We start from the raw sequence: 20,835 nt of genomic DNA, 5'->3' as shown, positions 1-20,835 counted from the left end.
GGGTTTACGATTCCGTCGCTACAGCGGCCGGCTGCGGTTCCGCTGCGCTGGACCCGCCTGCGGCGGCCTGTCCGGTGCGTTCGTTGGCCGTCTCGACATCCACCACCAGCACCGTAATGTTGTCCCGTCCGCCGGACCGCAGCGCCGCCTGAACCATGGCGGCGCAGGCATCCTGCGGGTTGGCCACGGAGGACAGAATCTGCTGCAGCTGCCCGTCGCTGACTTCCCCGGTCAATCCGTCGGAGCAGACCAGCAGGCGGTCGCCCGGTTCCACCGGGATCAGCCAGTAGTCTGCCTGCGTGTCGCTGCCTGTTCCCAGTGCGCGTGTCACGACATGGCGGCGCGGATGAATGAGCGCTTCATCGGGCGTAATCTGGCCCATGTCCACCAGTTCCTGGACCTCACTGTGATCCACGGTGATCTGTTCCAGCGCTCCGCCGGTCAGCCGATAGGTGCGGGAGTCTCCCACATTGAAGACCAGCCAGCACGGAACGCCGTCCCCGGAGACCAGGACCGCTCCGGTCACCGTGGTGCCGGCACGGCCCCCGGTGGCCTCGCGGATTCGGGTGTCGGCTTCGCGCAGAAGTGCCCGCAGCTCGTCGGCTCCCACCTCCGGAAGGTGTTCACCCACAAACGCCGCTTCGCCCAGGGTGCGGACGCAGATGCTGCTCGCCACTTCCCCGGCTTCGTGTCCGCCCATGCCGTCGGCAACAGCGAACACGGGATCCGCGGCGATCAGCGAATCCTCGTTCTGTTCCCGGCGTAAACCGCGGTCTGAGGCGTAGCCAAAGACTGCACGGAGTTCCAAACCCGGGGATGTCGTTTCGTCGGAGTTCATTCACGCCCTATCCGGAAGCTGCCCGCTGTGTGGACCACAGCAGTGACACATATTACGCCTTGTCACATCACCCTAGCGGAATCTGCTGGGTGGCGGCCCGATGCCGGCTGCCAACATTCCGTGCCGTCCCTGCAAGTGCCGCACTTTTCCGGTGCAGCCCCGTTCAGGCCAGTCAAGGTTCAGGCTAGTCCAGGATCAGGCCCGGTCCGGTCCCGCGGGCCAGGGTCACCGGATGGATTTCACCGAATCCGCGCACGTTGCGGGGCTGGTGCGGAATGAGGATAAACCGGTCATTGTTCCGCAGAGCGGCTGCAGTGGAGGCATCCGTCAGCACCGTTCCGGGCTCGGCCAGGGACGTCAGACGCGATGCCAGGTTCACGGTGGGGCCGTAAATGTCGCCCAGCCGGGACAGCACCCTCCCCCACACCAGCGAGACGCGCGCGGCGGGCAGCAGCTCATCCTCGGTGAAGGCCTTGGCCAGCGCCAGCGAAATCTCGGCTCCGGCTTCGGGGGTTTCGGCGTTGAAGAGCACTTCGTCACCGATGGTTTTCACCAGCCGGCCGCCGCCCACCGAAATGATCTCAGCGCATTTGTGCTCAAAGCGCTGGACCATCTGGGCAAGGGTCTTTTCGTTCATCTGCCGTGACAGGGAGGTGTAGGACACCAGATCCGCGAAGCCGACGGCGCGGGCCAGCGGCAGCGGGTTATCGTCCGAAGCGGAGCCGTCATGGCTGGCCAGACCGGCCTCGGCGCGCAGCGCCAGCCGCTGGACGGCGGAGTTCATCTGCCGCTTCCAGGCGTACACCAGGGTCTTTTCCAGCGGTTCGATCAGGGCCGGCAGTGCGGCCACGAGTGCCTTGCGGGCCTCGGCGTCGGGAATCCCGCGCTGGACCACCATTTCCTCAACGAGCGCCTCGATCTGCCACACCACCATGCGGTCCGTCATCTGGCCGATGGAGCGCATGATCGAAATAGCTGCCTCTTCGGTCAGCTGCTCGTCGCGGACGAGTTCAATGACCGTGGTCAAGGCCTCGCGGTCCTGCTCAGTGAAGAACACGGCGTCGTCGTCGAGGTTGGGAAAGCCCATCGCGCGCCACAGCTTGCGGGCGGACAGGAGAGAGACACCGGCTTCAGCGGCAGCCTCACGCCGTTTGAGGGTTCGCGGCCCGCCGATCAGCTGGGCTTCGAGCTTCCGCACGTCCTCGCGGTCAATGACAGCAGAGTTGGTTGTGCCTGCCGCCTCGCCGGAGCCGCGCTCCGCGTCCGGCTTTGCCGCATCTTCGGGCTGGACTCGGGGGCGGACAGCGGGCATGGACAGGGTCATGGGTTCGGGATCCGCACCGATGTCGCGGCCTTCCTCACTCATCGCCCCTCCCTTCGTAGTCGTATTCCCCATCTCCATCAATATCTACACCATCAAACATGGCGGTCATGGGCAGCTGGCCTATGGCAGCAAGCACGATGGCCTTGAACTTGTGCACTTCCGGGACATGTTCGTAATGCACCGTCTGGCCGTAGCCCACATCCACCACCAGCGTTCCGGAGCGCTGTATGCGGTCCGGAACGGTCTGCCAGGCCTCCAGCTGAAAGACCGAGGCGAGCGACAATTCGCGCTCCCGCCGCCGCAGCACGCCCTGCCGGTGAATCAGGCGCTGATTGGTCACGATGTACCGCGAAAACGCCCAGCGCAGCACGGGCGGCACACAAAACCGGGCCAGCAGGACCGCCGCAATGACGACGACGGCGGGCTGCAGGTAGCCGCGCCAGTCGGCAACCTGCCCGGGCAGGGCGTCCCGGTCAAGGTAGCCGTAGCCGAAACCGGCCGCCGCACACACCACCACGGCCAGGACCACGGGCCAGGCCAGCTGGCGGGCGTGCGGCCTGCTGGCCACGATGATCCGCTCCCCCGGCGCCAGATTCAGCCGGATGCTCACGCCTGAACGGCGCGCAGGTGCACCACGTCGCCGGCAACGACTGAATGCCGCTCACCGGCTTCGTCCACCAGGACCAGTGATCCGTACGCGTCCAGGGCCACGGCCCGGCCCGTCAGGGACTTGCCGCCGGGAAGTTCGGCACGGACCTCCTGGCCCAGGGTTGCCATGCGGGCACTGATCTTTTCCAGCAGCGAGGTGCCGTCCGCCCACGGGCGGGAGGCATCGCCGTCGACCGCCCGGAACTGGGCATATTTGTCCGCCAGCTCCCGGATGTAGTCCTCCAGCAGGATGTTGCGGTCAGTGGTGGAGGCATACTCCATGAGCAGCGACGTTGCGCTGGGCACCGGCAGGTCCTCGTCGGTGAGGGAGACGTTCATGCCGGCCCCCACCACGACGGCGGGAGCGGCACCGGAGGAGTCCATCACCAGCTGCGCCAGGACGCCGGCAAGCTTCCGCCCGTCCACCATGACATCATTGGGCCATTTCAGCCGTGCCTCAACGCCGGTGCGCCGGGCCACTGACTCGGCCAGGGCCAGGGCTGCCAGCAGCGAAAGCCACCCGTAGGACTGCGTGGGCAGCGGACGGCCGTCGGCGTTGACCGGGCGGAGCAGGACGCTGACAAACAGCGACGAGCGCGGCGGAGCCTCCCATGTGCGGCCCAGCCTGCCTCTGCCTGCCGTCTGCATCTCCGCCGTCAGGACGGAAAGATCGGGGACGTCGGAGGGGCGAAGACGCGCCCGCTCTGCCAAGTCAGTGTTCGTGGAACCGGTTTCCGCCACCACTTCCAGCTGCGCCAGGGGTCCCTGCGGCGCCACGAGTGCAGCCCGGAGGCGCTCCTGGTCGAGCCCGGGTCTTTCCATGCTGGAGTAACGCAGTTGCATGCCTTCGATCTTACGCGGGCCTGCCGACATTGCCCTGCGGCCGGATCCGGCCGCAGGGTTCGGTGTCCTTCGTTGACCTAGAGGAAGAAGTCCTGCATGAGCTTGTCCTCGGGCGCGCCGAGTGAATACGGACGGAAATCAGTGATGCCCTCTTCGCGCAGCACCTGCTCATCCGTGTAGAAGTTGCCGGTTGCTTCGCGGCTGGGCCGGGTCAGCACGGCGTGGGCTGCGTCGGCCATGATGTCGGAGCTGCGCGAGGCCGCTGCCATGGTCTCGCCGCCGAGGTTGCGGATGGCGGCGGTGTCAATGGCGGTGACAGGCCAGAGCGAGTTTACCGCGACGCCGTCGTCCTTGAGTTCCTCCGCGAGTCCGAGCGTGGTCAGCGACATGCCGTACTTGGCCATCGTGTAGGCCAGATAAGATCCGGCCCACTTGGGATCCAGGTTCAGCGGGGGCGAGAGCGTGAGGATGTGGGGGTTCTCCGAGCGGCGCAGGGCATCCAGGGAGAACTTGGAGAGCATGAACGTGCCGCGGGTGTTGATGTCGGCCATCAAGTCATAGCTCTTCATGGTCATGTCATCGGTGCCGCGCAGGTCGATTGCGGAGGCATTGTTGACGACAATGTCGATGCCCCCGAAGGCCTCCACCGTTTCGGCCACGGCACGGGCGACGTCGTCGTCGTTCCGCACGTCGCCAATGATCGGCAGGGCCTTGCCGCCGGCCGCGTTCAGCTGCTCGGCGGCGGTGTAGACAGTGCCCTGCAGCTTGGGGTGCGGCTCGGCAGTTTTAGCCATGATGGCGATGTTGGCGCCGTCGGCCGCTGCGCGCAGGGCGATGGCCAGGCCGATGCCGCGGCTGCCGCCGGACATCAGGATGGTGCGCCCGGCGAGGGAACGGGTCGTGGATTCAGGTGTGAGAGAAGTCATGGCAACAGGCTAATGCACGCGGGCCCATTATGTTACTCGCCAGTAACATCCAGTTTCGGCTCGGTTCGCGGTACTCGCGGCACGGGAGTTCCGCGGTCGCGTTTCGCCAGGCGATGTTCAGCGCGCCGGCCTGCATCCATCTGACGCCGCTTCACCAGGATCCTTCGTGCAGCTCCCGGGGAATGCCGGAATCCTTCGTGCAGATCCGGGGCTTATATCGGCCCAAAAGGGGGTTTTAGGCCCGTTATCTGCACGAAGGATCCCAACCTCCCCTGGTCCGGCGATATATCCCGACGGCGCCGGGATGCCCTGAACACGGCATCCATGGACACTCATCCGTAGCTGGGAATCACCCCTGCACGAGGTACAGCACAAACAGCACCACAGCGGTTGCCAGCACCAGCCTCAGCAGGAAATAAGCCTGCGGATACCTGCGGGCCAGGCGCAGCCACAGGCCGGATTCTCCGGCGGGCCAGGAACGGGACTCGCAGCGGATGACCGTCAACGTGAAGAAGATCGCTCCGGCCACACCGCACACGGCAGTCAATGCGCCCACCAGGTCCGCGTTGCCGGTCAAGCCACCGCCCAGCAGGACACCCAGAGCCAGTCCGAGAGAGCTTCCCCGACCCACGAAATCCAGATACCGGGCCATACCCGGGAGGAAGACAGCACGGAAGCGGTGGGGCGCCTCCCGGCGGAGCAGCCGTCGGAAGGCTGCCCCCTGCAACCGTTCGGTGCGGACCAAGTCCTGGAGCGTGGTGGCGGCTGCCACCTCTTCGGCCACCTCCGGCAGCAGGTCGGCCGCCGGTATCCGCTGCATCGGCGAAAGAGCCGGCCGGCTGACCAGCTGCAGCAGAGCCTTCTGCGACGCCGCGCGTTCGGATTCAAGCGGCCGCGAAAGGAGACCGCGCCGGGTTCGCCGGAGGAATTCGGCATCCCGGCGGCGAACGGGGGGCGCAGAACGATCGGGCAGCACCGAACGGGCAGACTGCCCAGAACGAATAGAGCGCACAGATTTCACCGACCGGACAGAACGGACAGTCCGGGCAGCCCCTCCGCCACCCGGCACTGACGCCCACCCGAGCTCCTGCATCCGGGCATCGACCAGCTCCAGATAAGCGTCCCTGACCGCCGGAACCCCGGCATAGTCCCAGCAAGCCCGAGCCAGGATCCAGATACCAAAACCGGCAGTCACCAAGGCAGCTGCTTGCAGCATCACCCATAAGTCCGTTTCCATCACGGCGTCCAGCACCTCCCCAAATGGACCGGCAGCACCTGCAGGTCGGGAGAGATCCTTTCACAGCCCCCCCTACTGTTACGGCTGCACCGTCATCTGAGGACGGACGGGAGACGTTCGCCCGCGGACACCGGGCCAACGGCACCGGCGCGACTTCGTAGGATCCCTACAGGATCCCTACACCGGGGGCCGGTTACTCGTCAGTACATCGTCGGGCGCAGTACCCTCTTCCACTGTTCAGCAGCTGCACGCCGCTGATGCAGTTGCTACCCGTGACTGCCGCGCGGGCGCAGGGCCAGAGTCAGAGCGCCGGCGCAGGCAAGAAGCGCACCGATGCCCAGGACCAGGATGCCCGTGGAGGACACACTGCGGTTGATGCCGGTGTCCGCGAGTGCAGTTTGGGTGGGGCATGCCCCTGACGTTGAACCGGGACCGGCTGTTCCTGGTGCGGCAGCGCTCGGATCAGCACCTGTTGGCCCCTGCACAGTTCCGTCGGGGGCCGTCTGCACAGTTCCGTCGGGGACCGTCTGCACAGTTCCGTCGGGGGCCGTCTGCACAGTTCCGTCGGGGACCGTCTGCACGGTTCCGTCGGGGGCGGTCAGCGCAGCCGCCGAGGGGCAGACGCAGCTGGCCGGAGCAGGCGCCGCACCGGTGGCCGGCGGTGTCCCCGGCGAGGTCTCTGTTCCGGTGGGTCCGGGAGTGGGCTCACCGGTTGTGGAAGTGGGAGAAGGGGTCGGCGCACCCGTTGTCGACGTCGGGGTCGGCGCACCCGTTGTCGACGTCGGGGTCGGCTCATCGGTTGTCGGGGTCGGGGTCGGAGAAGGGGTCGGCTCATCGGTTGTCGGGGTCGGGGTCGGGGTTGTCGGGGTAGGGGTCGGAGTGGGAGTCGGGGTGGGAGTCGGCGTCGGGGTGGGAGTCGGCGTCGGGGTGGGAGTCGGAGTCGGGGTGGGAGTCGGTGGACACGGTTGTCCGCACCCGAGGGCAATGACCTGGTTGTAGTAAGCGGGATCCGACTGCCAAACGGCGCTTCCCGGGTAGTCGCCGAAGGCGGGGATGACATCTTTGGGATGGGAGTCGTGCCCCTGCTTGAACACGGCGGCAGGATCCACCGTCACGGGAACATATGGATTTTTTTCCGATGATGTGGCGTGGCACAGCGTGATTTTTTCGCCCGGGGGCGAATCCACGGCCGGAAGGCTCCCTGCCTGTGCGGGCCGGCGAGGCCCAGGACGACCAGCAGGAGAGCAAGGGACAGACCGGCGAAGGACGAGGCTCGTGACGGTCCACGCGACGGGCCGGCGGACCGTTGGCGGGTGAACTGAGATCTTCTCATTGGTGATGCTCCTAGCTGTAGGGCGCACTGTGTACCCCATGCCGGCGGAGCAGATCGCTGCGGGCAGCCCCCGGCGGAAGAAAACGTCGGCAGCAGGTTGCTCCGAGACTGCTTTCGTTCCACTCCCGGGAGACCGGCCTGCCCGCGGATTCCGACGGCAGAGTGCTCCTGACGAGTAGCGCTTTTCGCTATTGGCCGGATAGATACTACGCGTCTCCACAACGCCAAAACAGAGTATTTCCTCGGACCGACCCACGTAGTCCAGCAATTTTTCCGAGTATCTGACCAGTCACCCGGTTGAACTCCGGATACGCCGCAAAGCCCCCGCTACGCTCGCCCCGCGCACACCAGGCCAAGGGCAACGGTGCGAAATTGTAGGATCCCTACACCGGGGACCGGTGAATGACCTCACTAGACTGGATAAATCGCCGTGCGCGTTGTGCATTTCCTACTTAACGCAGAAATGCCGCACCGATACCGCACGGCAAAAGCCCCAACCACTGCGCACTCCGGAGACCAGATGAGCATCGACCAGGACCTTGATCTGCAGACCACAGCCGGCAAGATCGCAGAGTACCGCCGCCGCCAGGAGCAGGCGCAAATGCCGTCCGGTCCGGCCGCCGTGGAGAAGCAGCACGCCCGGGGCAAACACACCGCCCGCGAGCGCGTCGAGATGCTCGTTGATGCCGGGTCCTTCGTCGAATTCGATGCCCTCGCCGTACACCGGTCCACCGCGTTCGGCATGGAAAAGAAGAAGCCGCTGGGCGACGGCCTGGTGTCGGGTTACGCCACCGTGGACGGCCGGCCCATCGCCGTCTACAGCCAGGACTTCACCGTGTACGGCGGATCGCTGAGCCAGGTCAACGGCGAGAAGATCGTCAAGGTCCAGGAACACGCTCTGCGAAACGGCTGCCCCGTCGTCGGCATCCTGGACGGCGGCGGCGCCCGCATCCAGGAAGGCGTTGCCTCACTCGCCATGTTTGCGGACATCTTCCGCAACAACGTCCATGCCTCCGGCGTGGTCCCGCAGATCTCCCTCATCATGGGCCCGTCCGCCGGCGGGGCTGCCTACTCCCCCGCACTGACCGACTTTGTGGTCATGGTGGACAAGACCAGCCACATGTTCATCACCGGGCCCGACGTCATCAAGACCGTCACCGGCGAGGACGTGGACATGGAAACCCTCGGCGGCGCCCGGCAGCACAACACCAACACCGGCACCTCCGCGTACCTGGCCTCCGACGAAGAGGACGCCATTGAGTTTGTCCGCGAGCTGCTGGACTTCCTGCCGTCCAACAACCTTGCCGAGGCTCCGCTGGCAGCGTTCGCTTCGGACATGGAACTGAACGACGGCGATCTTGCCCTGGATGAGCTGATCCCGGATTCCGCCAACCAGCCCTACGACATGCGCGCCGTCATTGAGCAGGTGCTCGACGACGGCCACTTCCTGGAGATGCAGGCCCTCTACGCGCCCAACGTGATGATCGGCTACGGCCGCGTCGAAGGACACACGGTGGGCATCGTGGCGAATCAGCCGATGCAGTTCGCCGGCACCCTGGACATCGCCGCCTCCGAAAAGGCCGCCCGTTTTGTCCGCCACTGCGACGCCTTCAACATCCCCATCCTCACCTTCGTGGACGTGCCGGGCTTCCTGCCGGGCAAAGACCAGGAGTTCCAGGGCATCATCCGCCGCGGCGCCAAGCTGCTCTACGCCTACGCCGAGGCTACGGTTCCCAAACTCACTGTCATCACCCGCAAGGCGTACGGCGGCGCGTACATCGTGATGGGTTCCAAGAAGCTCGGTGCGGACCTGAACCTCGCCTGGCCCACGGCCCAGATTGGCGTCATGGGCGCCCAGGGCGCGGTGAACATCCTCTACCGCGGCCAGCTCAAGCAGGCGGCCGACGCCGGTGAAAGCGTTGAGCAGGCACGCGCGGATTACATCGCCCAGTATGAGGAGGAACTGCTCAACCCGTACCAGGCCGCCGAGCTCGGGTACGTTGACGCCGTCGTCGCCCCTTCCGAAACCCGCCTCCAGCTGATCCGCGGGCTGCGCGCCCTGCGGGACAAGCGCGCGTCGCTGCCCGCCAAGAAGCACGGGAACATCCCGCTGTGACCGCCTGGGATATGCCGGACACCTGGGGCCGGGAACCGCAGAGCGCACCGCCGCAGCCTCCCCTGTTCTCCGTGCTGTCGGGAAACCCGTCCGAGGAGGAACTCGCGGCGCTGGCCGCCGTCGTGATGGGCCTGGGCGCAGACGACGGCGCGGCGCGCCCTGCGCCGGAGTCCGCCCGCCGCACCTGGCACCGGCGGCGGATGCTCAGCCTCGCACCCAAACCCGGCCCCGGCTCCTGGCGGCGCAGCTTCCGCTAACCGGCGGCCCGCGGGGCAACTGTTTGCGTTACGTTGGGATTTCATTCATCCGGGGATGTCCGAGGGACGCGTTAGGCTTCACCTGTGACCCAACAGACTCCTTCATCAGATCCCCTGTCCTTCGCTGGCTCGCGCACCCGCCAGCCGACCGCCATCGACGCCGTTGCCGATGCCTTCACCGAGACGCTGCTGCAGCTGGATCCGTCCCTGGCCACCTCGCTGGGCATCCCCGGCCACGAAACCGAGTACGCGGACTATTCGCCCGCCGGCCTGGAATCCGTTGCCGAAGCCATCCGGGAGACGCTGGAACGCCTGGACGGCCTGCAGCCCAGCGACGACGTTGACCGGGTAACCCTTGACGCCATGCACGAGCGCCTGGGCCTGGAACTGGAAATCCATGAGTCCGGATGGAACCTCTCGGACCTGAACAACATCGCGTCCCCGGCCCAGGAAATCCGGTCGATCTTCGACCTCATGCCCGCTGCCACCGTTGAGGACTGGCAGCACATTGCCGGCCGCCTGCACAACGTTGCTGACGCTGTCTCCGGCTACATCACCTCCCTGCGTGCCGGGAGCGAGCGCGGCCTGCTGCCGGCCCGCCGCCAGGTGCTGATTGTCATGGAACAGACCACCAAGTACGCCGAAGACGGCGGCTTCTTTGACAGTTACGTCACCGGTGCCGCGCTGGCCGACGGCGGCGACCTTCCCGAGAGCCTCACCGCTGCTCTGCGCACCGGTGCCGAGTCCGCCCGCGCCGCCTACCGCAACCTGGCCGCGTTCCTGGAAAACGAGCTGCTGCCCAAGGCTCCGGAAAAGGACGCCGTCGGCCGGGAGCGCTATGCCCTGATGTCCCGCCGCTTCCTGGGTTCCGCTGTGGACCTGGAAGAGACGTACGAGTGGGGCGTGGCCGAACTGGACCGCATCATTGCCGAGCAGGAAGCCGTGGCCGAGCAGATTAAGCCCGGCGCCACCGTTGAAGAGGCCATGCGCCTGCTCGATGAGGATCCCGACCGCCAGCTGCACGGCACCGATGAACTGCAGGCCTGGATGCAGGGTCTGGCGGACCGCGCCGTACAGGACCTCGCCGGCACCCACTTCCAGATTGACGGACCCATGCGCGAGATCGAGTGCATGATTGCCCCCACCCAGGAAGGCGGCATCTACTACACCGGTCCCAGCGACGACTTTTCCCGCCCGGGCCGCATGTGGTGGTCCGTCCCCGCCGGTGAAGACACCTTCACCACATGGAAGGAAACCACCACCGTCTACCACGAGGGTGTTCCCGGACATCACCTCCAAATCGCGACGGCGACGGCGGCCCGCGGACTGCTGAACAACTGGCGCCGCAACATCTGCTGGGTCTCCGGACACGGTGAAGGCTGGGCCCTGTACGCCGAGCGGCTCATGGACGAGCTGGGCTACCTCAGCGATCCCGGCGACAAGATGGGCATGCTGGACGCCCAGCGCATGCGGGCCGCCCGCGTGGTCTTCGACATCGGCGTGCACCTGGAACTGGAAATCCCCGAACGCTGGGGCTCCGGAACCTGGACCTCCGAAAAGGGATACGAGTTCCTGAAGCAGAACATCGCCATCTCCGAGGGACAGCTGAACTTCGAGTTCACCCGCTACCTCGGCTGGCCAGGACAGGCCCCCGCCTACAAGCTGGGCCAGCGGCTCTGGGAGCAGATCCGCGACGAGGTGCGCAGCCGGGAAGGCGAGGACTTCGACCAGAAGCGCTTCCACACCCGCGCCCTGGAGCTCGGGTCGGTCGGGCTGGACACACTGCGCCGGGCGCTGCTGGAGGCGTAACCCCCGCCACTTTCAGAGCGACATTCATCACACCAAGAGCCGGAATATCCCCCGGGATGGGCAGCACACCGCCATGTCCCGGGGGTTTTCCCTTTATCCGCCGCGGAGCGTTCCGATTCTGCGGCGTAACATTTCGCAACGAGCAATCTCCTCTGATAAAGACTGCCTACTAGCATCTTTAGGTGACCACACAGACCCCCTCCCCCAAGACTTCCTCCGGCCGCAGGCTGCCCCGCTGGATGACTGCGTTCGGACCGCAGATCATCATCGCCCTCATTGCGGGCCTGCTGCTGGGCCTGCTGGCCAAGAACATGGGCACCGTCGGCGACGGCGAGCCCAACTGGCTGACGACCACGCTGACCACCATCGGCACGAGTTACGTCTCGCTGCTGAAGGCCGCCGTCGTCCCCCTGATCTTCACCGCCGTCGTCAGTTCCATTGCGAACCTGCGCGAGGTGTCCAATGCCGCCCGCCTGGCCTGGCAGACGCTGCTCTGGTTCGCGATCACGGCACTTATCGCCGTGGTGATCGGCATCCTGCTGGGCGTGATCATGCAGCCCGGCGCCAACGCCGACGCCGAGCCGCCCGCCGAATACCAGGGCGGCACCGGAAGCTGGATGGGCTTCCTGACCGGCCTGATTCCGGCCAACTTCCTGGGCCTGACCGCCAGCACCTCGATCGCCGAGTCCGGCGCCGCCTCCACCGCCATGAACTTCAACGTGCTGCAGGTGCTGGTCATCGCGATCGCCGTCGGCATTGCCGCGCTGAAGGTCGGCAAGCCCGCTGCCCCGTTCCTGGCACTGAACGCCTCTGCACTGGCCGTCATCCAGAAGGTCCTGTGGTGGATCATCCGCTTGGCTCCGCTGGGCACCGTGGGCCTGATCGGCCGTGCCGTGGCCACCTACGGCTGGGACACCATCGGTTCACTGGGCATGTTCGCCATTGCCATCTACGTTGGCCTGGCCATCGTGCTGTTCGTGGTCTACCCCGTGCTCATCAAGGCCCACGGCCTGTCCATCCGCCAGTGGTTCTCCGGCGCCTGGCCCGCCATCCAGCTGGCCTTCGTTTCCCGCTCCTCCGTGGGAACCCTGCCGCTGACCCAGCGTGTCACCGAGCGGAACCTCGGCGTACCCCGGGCCTACGCCTCCTTCGCCGTGCCGCTGGGCGCCACCACCAAGATGGACGGCTGCGCCTCGATCTACCCGGCCATCTCCGCGATCTTCGTGGCGCAGTTCTTCGGCATTGAACTGGGCTTCACCGACTACCTGCTGATCGCCCTGGTGTCCGTGCTGGGTTCTGCCGCGACCGCCGGAACCACCGGCGCCGTCGTCATGCTGACCCTGACCCTGTCCACCCTGGGCCTGCCGCTGGCCGGCGTGGGCCTGCTGCTGGCCATCGACCCGATCCTGGACATGGGCCGCACCGCCGTGAACGTGGCCGGACAGACCGTGGTTCCCGCGATCGTCGCCAAGCGCAACGGCCTCCTGGACCTGCCGATGTACAACGCCAAGCGCAACGGTGATCCGTTTGCCGACGACTCCGGAGAGGTTGCCGCCGAGGTGACCGGCGCCGTCGAGGCCACGGTGCCCGCCACCGCCCAGGCGCGTTGATGTACTGATTGTTGTCGCTGTGAGGGCCGCTCCGGATTTCGGGGCGGCCTTCTTGCGTTCCGGCCGCCGGCACCGTCCCCGTTAGGCTTGAGGGGTGACTGACCTGAACCTGATCCTCGCTTCCGCCTCCCCCGCCCGCACCAAGCTGCTGACCAACGCGGGAATTGCCCATTCCGTGCTCGTGTCCGACGTCGACGAAGACGCCGTCACCGCCCGCTACGGCACACCGGACCCGCACGACACCGCGCTGCTGCTCGCCCGCGCCAAAGCCGAAGCCGTTGCTGCCCTGCCCGAGGCCGAGGGATCCCTGGTGATCGGCTGCGACTCGGTCTTCGAGTTCGAGGGCGAAGCCCACGGCAAGCCCTGGGAACCCGAAGTGGCCCGCGAGCGCATCCGCCGGATGAGCGGCAAAGTCGGCGTGCTGCACACCGGACACTGGCTCGTGGACTGCCGTGACACGGACGACGACGGCGGCTCCGGTGCTACGCTCGGCGGCGTCAGCTCCGCCTCGGTGTACTTCGCCAAGCTCACCGACGAGGAGATCGACGCCTACGTCGCCACGGGCGAGCCCCTGCAGGTGGCCGGGTCCTTCACGATCGACTCCCTGGGCGGAGCATTCATCGAGAAGGTCGACGGCGATCCGCATGCCGTCGTCGGCCTTTCCGTCTCGATGCTGCGCGAGCTGCTCGCCAGCGCCGGCGTCAAGATCACGGACCTCTGGGACCGGTAGGGTTCTTTCCCTGCTTCGGCGGGTTCCTGACTGTCCGTTGTACAGATAATGGGGCCGTCCCGAGTCCACGCCCGTCCGTAGAACAGATAACGGGCTCATTCCGGGTTCCCGCCCGCCCGTAGAACAGATAACGGGCTCATTCCGGGTCCGGAAGCCCGTTACCTGTTCTACGAATGACCCGTGACGGATGACCGGTTCACGAAGGGCGCCAACAGGCCGGGGATATCCGAGGCCCTGCCCGTCGGTAGAGCAGATAACGGTCTCCTCCTCAGTTCCGACCCATCCCTAGAACACATAACGGTCTCCTCCCGGGTCCTGAGCCCGTCGGTAGAACAGATAACGGGCTCATTCCGGGTCCAGAAGCCCGTTACCTGTTCTATGAATGACCCGTGACGGATGACCGGTTCACGAAGGGCGCCAACCGGCCAAGGTCAATCCACGGCGCACCTTTGCCCAGACGTAGCGCTGGCCCCGGGCTAGATCCGTTTTGCTGATTTTGACCTGCACCCAACCGAGTTCAGCCGTCTTTAGGTCGCGGTAATGGTCGCGAGCCTGCTGCTCAGGGGCGAGGTGGTGCGCGCCGTCGTACTCGAGACAGGTCCGGAATTCCCGGCAGCCGAGGTCGGCCCAAACGTGCGGCTCACCGCTGTCATCGCAGATAGCCACGTTGGGTACAAACTCGGGCATTTGTGGATCGTTCGACAGCATGAGCCGCAGCACGGTTTCGGGCGGTGAGTCCACACCAACACGAAGGCGTTCCAGCGCGGCGCGGCACTTGCGAACGTGCGCAACACGGTGCTTGCCCTCAATAAACGCCCGCAGTTCTTGCAAGGGAACGAGCGGCAGCCGTGGCGGACCAAAGTTCCGATGATGCTCACTCACAATCTGGTCCCCCATCACAATGAGTTCTTCCAACGAAAGCAGCCCCGCAACGTCCAACCAGGTTCGGGCTATGCCGGTCACAGCCAAGCCCGAAATGATGCTCTTTTCCTCGGGGCTCAGCTCCAGACGGTGTCCCACAACATTTCGCCGCCGTGATTGTCCCTTGCCGAAGCCGCGGCTCAGGTGCAGCACATGTTCTTCCGCCAGCCTCCGCGGCAGCACCAGACCGTGAAGCCTTGCAGCCGTGGCATGGCTGATAACGGCATCGGGCAACAGATCAAGATACGGCCTGCAGCTGTTGACGAGATTCGTCGCCGAGCCTCGCGGAACCCGAATGGAGCGGCTGGGAGTGCGGAGGTCAGAGGCACGCAGCCGTTCGGTTCCCACCCCCAGCATTTTGGCTTCGACGACGGTAAAAGGCTGACCCTCCAGCGGTCGTGGGAGCGGCTTCGGCAGTCTCATTTAAACCATCAACCATGCCGGGCCGGACTTACGGCATCTGGTTGACGGCACTGGGTACAGCCTCGGGGCTGCTTCCGGCTGTGCAGGGAAACAGGCAGGGACGCAGTTAGCCCTGCCCCGCCCGCCCGACGAACGGCACTGGATTGTAGGGTCCCCACAACGAAACCGGGTGTCCCACGCAGAAACAGCACGCAATATGGCTGGAAACCACAAAATCGCGCTAGGCTCCGAACAGATCAAAAGGAGCCAGTGCATTCAATGAGCCAGTTCAACCCCGCACCCGCCGGCAGCCTGCAGGAAACCCCGCAGGGCACCCTGCAGGACCCGCAGGACGCCACCCAGACCACGCAGATCAGCACCCGCAGCATCACCAAGATCCTGATCGCCAACCGCGGCGAAATCGCCGTCCGGGTTATCCGGGCCGCCCGCGATGAAGGCCTGGCTTCGGTTGCCGTCTACGCCGACCCCGACCGGGACGCCCTGCATGTCCGCCTCGCCGACGAGGCTTACTCCCTGGGCGGCAGCACCGCCGCGGAGTCCTACCTGGACATGGGCAAGATCCTCGACGCCGCCCGCAAGTCCGGCGCCGACGCCATCCACCCCGGGTACGGCTTCCTCTCCGAAAACGCCGAGTTTGCCCAGCGCGTCATCGACGCCGGACTGACCTGGATCGGTCCCTCCCCGCACGCCATCTCCCAGCTCGGTGACAAGGTCCAGGCCCGCCACATCGCGGCCAAGGTTGGCGCCCCGCTCGTGCCGGGCACCGCCGATCCGGTGAAGAACGCCCAGGAGGTCCTGGACTTCGCCGATGAACACGGCCTGCCGCTGGCCATCAAGGCAGCCTTCGGCGGCGGCGGCCGCGGCATCAAGGTGGCCCGCACCCGCGAAGAAATCCCCGAAATGTTCGACTCCGCCGTCCGTGAAGCCACCGCAGCGTTCGGCCGCGGCGAGTGCTTCATCGAGCGCTTCCTGGACGCCCCGCGCCACGTGGAAACCCAGTGCCTGGCCGATGCGCACGGCAACGTCGTCGTCGTCTCCACCCGCGACTGCTCACTGCAGCGCCGCAACCAGAAGCTGGTCGAGGAAGCCCCCGCTCCGTTCCTGACCGAAGAGCAGAACCAGCGCCTGTACAACGCTTCCAAGGCCATTCTGCGCGAGGCCGGCTACCAGGGCGCCGGCACCTGCGAGTTCCTGGTCGGCACCGACGGCACCATTTCCTTCCTTGAGGTCAACACGCGCCTGCAGGTGGAGCACCCGGTGTCCGAGGAAGTCACCGGCCTGGACCTGGTCCGTGAGCAGTTCCGGCTGGCCCGCGGCGAGGAGCTCGGCTACGGCGATCCCGAGATCCGCGGCCACGCCTTCGAATTCCGCATCAACGGCGAAGATCCGGGCCGCAGCTTCATGCCCGCCCCGGGCACCGTGGACACGCTCAAGCTGCCCACCGGCCCCGGCGTGCGCGTGGATTCGGGCATCGAAGCCGGCGAAACCGTGAGCGGCAACTTCGACTCCATGCTCGCCAAGCTGGTCATCACCGGCGCCACCCGCGAGCAGGCCCTCCAGCGTGCCCGCCGTGCCCTGGCCGAAATGGAAATCACCGGCATGCCCACCGTGCTGCCGTTCCACGCCGCCGTGGTTGCGCATCCGGATTTCGCTCCGGCAGCCGGCCCGTTCAAGGTCCACACCCGCTGGATCGAGACCGACTTCGTCAACAACATCCCCTCGTGGTCCGGTGAGCAGAATTCACGGAACGACGACGGCGGCCGGCAGCGCGTCACGGTGGAGGTCGGCGGCAAGCGGCTCGACGTCGTGCTCCCGGCCGGACTCGGCGGCAACGGCAGCGCGTCCAACGGCACGGGCAATCGCACAGCCGGCGCCAACGGCAAGGCCCGCAAATCCTCGCGCAGCCGCGGCGGAGCCAACCCGGCCGCCACCGGCGACGACCTGACGTCCCCCATGCAGGGCACCATCGTCAAGGTGGCCGTCGAGGACGGTGCGGTGGTCGCTGAAGGTGATCTCGTCGTCGTACTCGAAGCCATGAAGATGGAGCAGCCGCTCACCGCGCACAAGTCCGGCACCGTGTCGGGGCTGAGCGCACTGCCCGGTGCGACGGTGTCCGCCGGTGCTGTGATCGCGTCGATCCTGGACTGACCCCGGCAACAACAACAAAACGGCTCGGCCCCCTTTACCGGGGACCGAGCCGTTGTCGTTAAGGCTGCAGCGTCAGCTGGAGTGGTTCGTGTAGTCCACGTCCTTGGTGTCCTTGGTGACGAACAGCGCGATCAGCGTCAGCACCGCCATCGAGGACAGGTAGACACCTACCAGCCACGGGCTGCCGTCGGCTGCCTGCCACAGTGCCACCGCGATGAACGGAGCCACTGCCGCGCCCAGGATGGAGGAGACGTTGTACGCGATCGCCGACCCGGTGTACCGCACGTTGGTGGGGAACAGCTCGGGCAGCATGGCGCCCATCGGCCCGAACGTCAGACCCATCAGCGTGAAGCCGATGATCAGCAGGGCCATGACACCGACGGTTCCGCCGCCCAGCAGCGGGGAGAAGGTGAACCCGAAGAGCAGGATTCCCGTGGTCACCACCAACAGCGTCTTGCGGCGGCCGAACTTCTCGGCCAGCGGACCGGAGACGAGCGTGAAGATTCCAAAGAACACGACGCCGATGATCAGCATGATCAGGAAGTCATTGCGGGCGTAGCCCAGGCCGGCAGCGAAGGTGTCCGGATCGAAGGCCTTCCCTGCCTTCTCAGCGGTGGCGCGGGCAGCCTCCTCGCTCTTGGCGGCGGTGCCGTAGGAGAGCGTGAAGGTGGTCATCAGGTAGAACAGCACGTACGTGGCCAGCATGATGAACGTGCCGGCAATCATCTCGCGCCAGCTGTACTTGAACGCGCGGCTCAGCGGCATCTTGCTGACTTCACCGGAATCGACAACCTTCTGGAAGGCCGGGGTCTCCACCAGTTTCAGCCGGACATACAGGCCGATGATCACCATGACAGCGCTGGCGAGGAAGGGAACGCGCCAGCCCCAGTCGTCGAACTGGTCGCTGGTCAGCTGGAAGCTCAGCAGCAGGAACAGGCCGTTGGCCAGGATGAAGCCGATCGGAGCGCCGAGCTGCGGGAAGGTTCCCCACACGGCACGCTTGTCGGCCGGTGCGTTCTCCGTAGCCAGCAGTGCGGCTCCGGACCATTCGCCGCCGAGGGCCAGGCCCTGGGCGAAACGCAGAACCACCAGCAGTGCCGGGCCCAGGATCGTCCAGCCCGGAGTGAGGGCCGTGGGCAGGCAGCCGATCAGGAAGGTGGCAATTCCCATGGTCAGCAGCGAGGCCACCAGGGTTCCCTTGCGTCCCACCTTGTCGCCGAAGTGGCCGAAAACAATGGATCCCAACGGGCGGGCAATGAAGGCCACGCCGAAAACCGCGAACGAACTCAGCAGGGCCGTCACGCCCTCCGCATTCGGAAAGAACAGGCGCGGGAAAACGAGAACCGCAGCGGTCGCGTAGACGTAGAAGTCATAAAACTCGATGGACGTTCCGACGAGGCTGGCGACAATCACCCGGCCCTTGGTGTTGGCCTTTGCCGGCGCCGGTGCCGGCGTAGGTGTCGCGGAGGGATCGGTAGTAGACATTGGAGGTCTTTCTCAGTGGGAGTGAGGTTATTTGCATAATGCTATGAGCCACATCCCAGCATTCGGACATCGTGTCCACTATATGGACACAGTGCGTCATTCGTGGACATCTTCCAAGGCCGACGACGACGTCAGCCCCGTCTGCACGGCCTGCATCCTCTGCCGCTCGGGGAGAATCTTCGTACCGGGTCATTCATAGAACAGATAACGGGCTTCTGGAACCGACATGGCCCCGTTATCTGTTCAGCGGACGGGTCTGGACTCGGAATGGCCCCGTTATCTGTTCAACGGACGGGCTTCTGGAACCGACATAGCCCCGATATCTGTTCAGCGGACGAGCGTGGGCCCCGATGGCCATGGCCGGCCGGTACACCTCTAAACGGGTCATTCATAGAACAGATAACGGGCTTCTGGAACCGACATGGCCCCGTTATCTGTTCAACGGACGAGAGGGGGCCCCGGAATGGCCCCTTTATCTGTTCAGCGGACGGGCGAAGCGGCTCCACCCAGCAGGGCATGCACACTCGAAGGACAGAGGACAGAGGACGAACGCCAGAGCCAGACAGCAGCAGCTCCGCCCGGGCAGCAAAAAGCCCGCATCCGGAGCGGAACAAATCCACCGCGGACGCGGGCTTAGCAGGACGGGAAACCGCCCCAAACAGGAAACCCTGACGGCCTTGCCGCCGGACGGGAAACTACATGTGCACGTGCAGGCGACGGGCAGCCTCGGAGATGGAACCGGTCAGCGACGGGTACACCGTGAAGGTGTTGGCCAGGTCATCGACGTGCAGCTTCTGGGTGACCGCGATGGCGATCGGGAAGATCAGCTCCGAAGCGCGCGGGCCCACCACAACGCCGCCGATGACGGTGCCGGAGCCCTTGCGCGAAATGATCTTCACGAAGCCTTCCTTGACCTCCATCATCTTGGCCCGTGCGTTGGTGTGCAGGGAGAGCTTGATGACGTCGCCCTGGTAGCGGCCTTCGGCAATGTCCTGTTCGGACACGCCCACGGAGGCAATCTCCGGGGAGGTGAAGATGTTCGAGGCGACGTTCTTGAGCTTCAGGGGCTTTACGCCGTCGCCCATCAGGTGCGCAATGGCGATCCGGCCCTGCATTGCGGCCACGGAGGCAAGGTTGAACACTCCGGTGCAGTCGCCGGCGGCGTAGACGTTGGAGGCGGTGGTGCGGGAAACGCCGTCGACCTTGATCTGTCCGCGGTCATCGAGCTGCACGCCGGCCTCTTCCAGACCGATGCCTGCCGTGTTGGGGATGGCGCCCACGGCCACGAGGCAGTGGCTGCCTTCCACGGTGCGGCCGTCGTCGAGCGTAACCAGTACGCCGCTGCCGGTGTTCTTCACGGACTCGGCGCGCGAGCGGTTCAGCACGGTCATGCCGCGGGCCTGGAACACGTCCTCGAGCACGACGGCGGCATCCGCGTCTTCGCCGGGCAGGACCCGGTCGCGGCTGGAGATCAGCGTGACCTTGGTGCCCAGGCCGTTGTAGGCGGATGCGAATTCCGCGCCGGTGACGCCCGAGCCAATGACGATCAGGTGCTCGGGGATCTCGGTGAGGTTGTAGACCTGCTTCCAGGTGAAGATGCGTTCGCCGTCGGGCATGGAGGATTCCAGCTCGCGCGGGCTGGCGCCAACCGAAATCAGCAGCGCCTCAGCCTCAACAGTCTGCGTGCCGTCCTTCGTGACAACCTCAAGGGTCTTGTTGTCCAGCAGCCGGCCCTTGCCGGTAATGACCTTCACCCCCACCCGCTCAAGGGTTCGGTGAATGTCATTGGACTGTTCCTTGGCCAGGGCCAGGAGCCGGTTGTTGACCATCTTCAGGTCCGCCACCGCGGGCTGCCCGGTGGAGCCAAAGTCCACGCCCAGGGAAGAGGCCGAGGCGAAGCGCGTCATCACGTCGGCGGTGGCAATCAGGGTTTTGGAAGGCACGACGTCGGTCAGCACGGCTGAGCCGCCCAATCCGTCCTGCTCCACAATGGTGACGTCCGCCCCGAGGGACGCGGCTACCATGGCGGCTTCGTATCCTCCCGGGCCGCCGCCGAGGATCGCAATTTTTCGGGCAGTAAAATCAAGTTGGGTCGTCACAGTTGTCCATTCTGTCCCATCCCCGCCGCCCGCTCAAACGCCGGAAGCTTCGCCTCAAGCTCAGCCACCATGCGGCGCACGCATAAGT

General features: G+C 65.8%; 17 protein-coding genes. 6 read left to right on the top strand and 11 right to left on the bottom strand.

From position 1 onward, the window contains the following. Positions 1 to 4 precede the first annotated feature (4 nt). The 8 genes from CXQ89_RS14580 to CXQ89_RS18420 form a co-directional block, all read right to left on the bottom strand. Positions 5 to 838 (bottom strand): PP2C family serine/threonine-protein phosphatase, encoded by an 834-nt coding sequence (locus CXQ89_RS14580; protein ID WP_104161765.1) that lies wholly within the window; start codon positions 836 to 838, stop codon positions 5 to 7. Between the two features lie 184 nt (positions 839 to 1,022). Continuing rightward, the gene (locus CXQ89_RS14575) at positions 1,023 to 2,204 is read right to left on the bottom strand and encodes an adenylate/guanylate cyclase domain-containing protein (RefSeq protein WP_258060114.1); all 1,182 of its coding nucleotides are present in this window, start codon (positions 2,202 to 2,204) and stop codon (positions 1,023 to 1,025) included. Continuing rightward, positions 2,197 to 2,772 carry a PH domain-containing protein gene (locus tag CXQ89_RS14570; protein ID WP_104161764.1) on the bottom strand — a complete coding sequence of 192 codons (576 nt, stop codon included), beginning with the start codon at positions 2,770 to 2,772 and terminating at the stop codon, positions 2,197 to 2,199. Before CXQ89_RS14570 ends, CXQ89_RS14575 begins: the two co-directional genes overlap by 8 nt. Beyond that, complete coding sequence (locus CXQ89_RS14565; RefSeq protein ID WP_104161928.1) at positions 2,769 to 3,653, bottom strand: biotin--[acetyl-CoA-carboxylase] ligase; 885 nt, start codon at positions 3,651 to 3,653, stop codon at positions 2,769 to 2,771. Before CXQ89_RS14565 ends, CXQ89_RS14570 begins: the two co-directional genes overlap by 4 nt. Before the next feature lie 77 nt (positions 3,654 to 3,730). Beyond that, positions 3,731 to 4,579: an NAD(P)-dependent oxidoreductase gene (locus tag CXQ89_RS14560; protein ID WP_104055280.1), complete on the bottom strand. Its 849-nt coding sequence runs from the start codon at positions 4,577 to 4,579 to the stop codon at positions 3,731 to 3,733. A 349-nt stretch (positions 4,580 to 4,928) separates the two neighbouring features. Then, positions 4,929 to 5,555 carry a hypothetical protein gene (locus tag CXQ89_RS18220; RefSeq protein WP_219815618.1) on the bottom strand — a complete coding sequence of 209 codons (627 nt, stop codon included), beginning with the start codon at positions 5,553 to 5,555 and terminating at the stop codon, positions 4,929 to 4,931. Between the two features lie 527 nt (positions 5,556 to 6,082). Then, complete coding sequence (locus CXQ89_RS18425; RefSeq protein WP_181032376.1) at positions 6,083 to 6,397, bottom strand: hypothetical protein; 315 nt, start codon at positions 6,395 to 6,397, stop codon at positions 6,083 to 6,085. Positions 6,398 to 6,647: 250 nt separating this feature from the next. After that, entirely contained in the window at positions 6,648 to 6,791 is a 144-nt protein-coding gene (locus CXQ89_RS18420) for a hypothetical protein (RefSeq protein WP_181032375.1), read from the bottom strand. An 878-nt stretch (positions 6,792 to 7,669) separates the two neighbouring features. Between CXQ89_RS18420 and CXQ89_RS14545 the strand changes: the two genes are divergently transcribed. From CXQ89_RS14545 to CXQ89_RS14525, 5 genes are all read left to right on the top strand, one after another. Continuing rightward, positions 7,670 to 9,265: an acyl-CoA carboxylase subunit beta gene (locus CXQ89_RS14545; protein ID WP_104161762.1), complete on the top strand. Its 1,596-nt coding sequence runs from the start codon at positions 7,670 to 7,672 to the stop codon at positions 9,263 to 9,265. Then, complete coding sequence (locus tag CXQ89_RS14540; protein ID WP_258060113.1) at positions 9,262 to 9,522, top strand: acyl-CoA carboxylase subunit epsilon; 261 nt, start codon at positions 9,262 to 9,264, stop codon at positions 9,520 to 9,522. The genes CXQ89_RS14545 and CXQ89_RS14540 overlap by 4 nt, the downstream gene beginning before the upstream one ends. Before the next feature lie 84 nt (positions 9,523 to 9,606). Further along, a complete protein-coding gene (locus CXQ89_RS14535) occupies positions 9,607 to 11,331 on the top strand; it encodes a DUF885 domain-containing protein (protein WP_374952988.1) in 1,725 nt (574 codons plus the stop codon). Between the two features lie 239 nt (positions 11,332 to 11,570). After that, a complete protein-coding gene (locus tag CXQ89_RS14530) occupies positions 11,571 to 12,941 on the top strand; it encodes a dicarboxylate/amino acid:cation symporter (protein ID WP_104161761.1) in 1,371 nt (456 codons plus the stop codon). A gap of 94 nt (positions 12,942 to 13,035) precedes the next feature. Then, a complete protein-coding gene (locus CXQ89_RS14525; RefSeq protein WP_104161760.1) occupies positions 13,036 to 13,671 on the top strand; it encodes a nucleoside triphosphate pyrophosphatase in 636 nt (211 codons plus the stop codon). A 405-nt stretch (positions 13,672 to 14,076) separates the two neighbouring features. On the opposite strand, the gene CXQ89_RS18945 is transcribed toward CXQ89_RS14525, so the two are convergent. Beyond that, on the bottom strand, positions 14,077 to 15,015 hold the full coding sequence (locus tag CXQ89_RS18945) for an endonuclease domain-containing protein (RefSeq protein ID WP_258060111.1): 939 nt from the start codon (positions 15,013 to 15,015) through the stop codon (positions 14,077 to 14,079). 258 nt (positions 15,016 to 15,273) lie between these two features. Between CXQ89_RS18945 and CXQ89_RS14515 the strand changes: the two genes are divergently transcribed. Further along, entirely contained in the window at positions 15,274 to 17,163 is a 1,890-nt protein-coding gene (locus CXQ89_RS14515) for an acetyl/propionyl/methylcrotonyl-CoA carboxylase subunit alpha (protein WP_104161759.1), read from the top strand. A gap of 72 nt (positions 17,164 to 17,235) precedes the next feature. Here CXQ89_RS14515 and CXQ89_RS14510 read toward each other — a convergent pair whose 3' ends face one another. Both CXQ89_RS14510 and CXQ89_RS14505 read right to left on the bottom strand, forming a co-directional pair. Beyond that, the gene (locus tag CXQ89_RS14510; RefSeq protein WP_104055274.1) at positions 17,236 to 18,648 is read right to left on the bottom strand and encodes an MFS transporter; all 1,413 of its coding nucleotides are present in this window, start codon (positions 18,646 to 18,648) and stop codon (positions 17,236 to 17,238) included. 695 nt (positions 18,649 to 19,343) lie between these two features. Further along, positions 19,344 to 20,747 (bottom strand): NAD(P)H-quinone dehydrogenase, encoded by a 1,404-nt coding sequence (locus tag CXQ89_RS14505; protein WP_104161758.1) that lies wholly within the window; start codon positions 20,745 to 20,747, stop codon positions 19,344 to 19,346. Positions 20,748 to 20,835: the final 88 nt, after the last annotated feature.

The sequence above is a fragment of the Arthrobacter sp. ZGTC212 genome (assembly GCF_002929255.1).
Classification (GTDB): domain Bacteria; phylum Actinomycetota; class Actinomycetes; order Actinomycetales; family Micrococcaceae; genus Arthrobacter_B; species Arthrobacter_B sunyaminii.
The sequence above is the reverse complement of the archived record's forward strand: the minus strand, read 5'-3'. Positions and strand labels throughout refer to the sequence as shown.

Coding starts and splice junctions, on each gene's coding strand:
- CXQ89_RS14580 (WP_104161765.1), bottom strand. CDS start 838: ATGAACTCCGACGAAACGACATCCCCGGGTTTGGAACTCCGTGCAGTC.
- CXQ89_RS14575 (WP_258060114.1), bottom strand. CDS start 2,204: ATGAGTGAGGAAGGCCGCGACATCGGTGCGGATCCCGAACCCATGACC.
- CXQ89_RS14565 (WP_104161928.1), bottom strand. CDS start 3,653: ATGCAACTGCGTTACTCCAGCATGGAAAGACCCGGGCTCGACCAGGAG.
- CXQ89_RS14560 (WP_104055280.1), bottom strand. CDS start 4,579: ATGACTTCTCTCACACCTGAATCCACGACCCGTTCCCTCGCCGGGCGC.
- CXQ89_RS14545 (WP_104161762.1), top strand. CDS start 7,670: ATGAGCATCGACCAGGACCTTGATCTGCAGACCACAGCCGGCAAGATC.
- CXQ89_RS14530 (WP_104161761.1), top strand. CDS start 11,571: ATGACTGCGTTCGGACCGCAGATCATCATCGCCCTCATTGCGGGCCTG.
- CXQ89_RS18945 (WP_258060111.1), bottom strand. CDS start 15,015: ATGAGACTGCCGAAGCCGCTCCCACGACCGCTGGAGGGTCAGCCTTTT.
- CXQ89_RS14515 (WP_104161759.1), top strand. CDS start 15,274: ATGAGCCAGTTCAACCCCGCACCCGCCGGCAGCCTGCAGGAAACCCCG.
- CXQ89_RS14510 (WP_104055274.1), bottom strand. CDS start 18,648: ATGTCTACTACCGATCCCTCCGCGACACCTACGCCGGCACCGGCGCCG.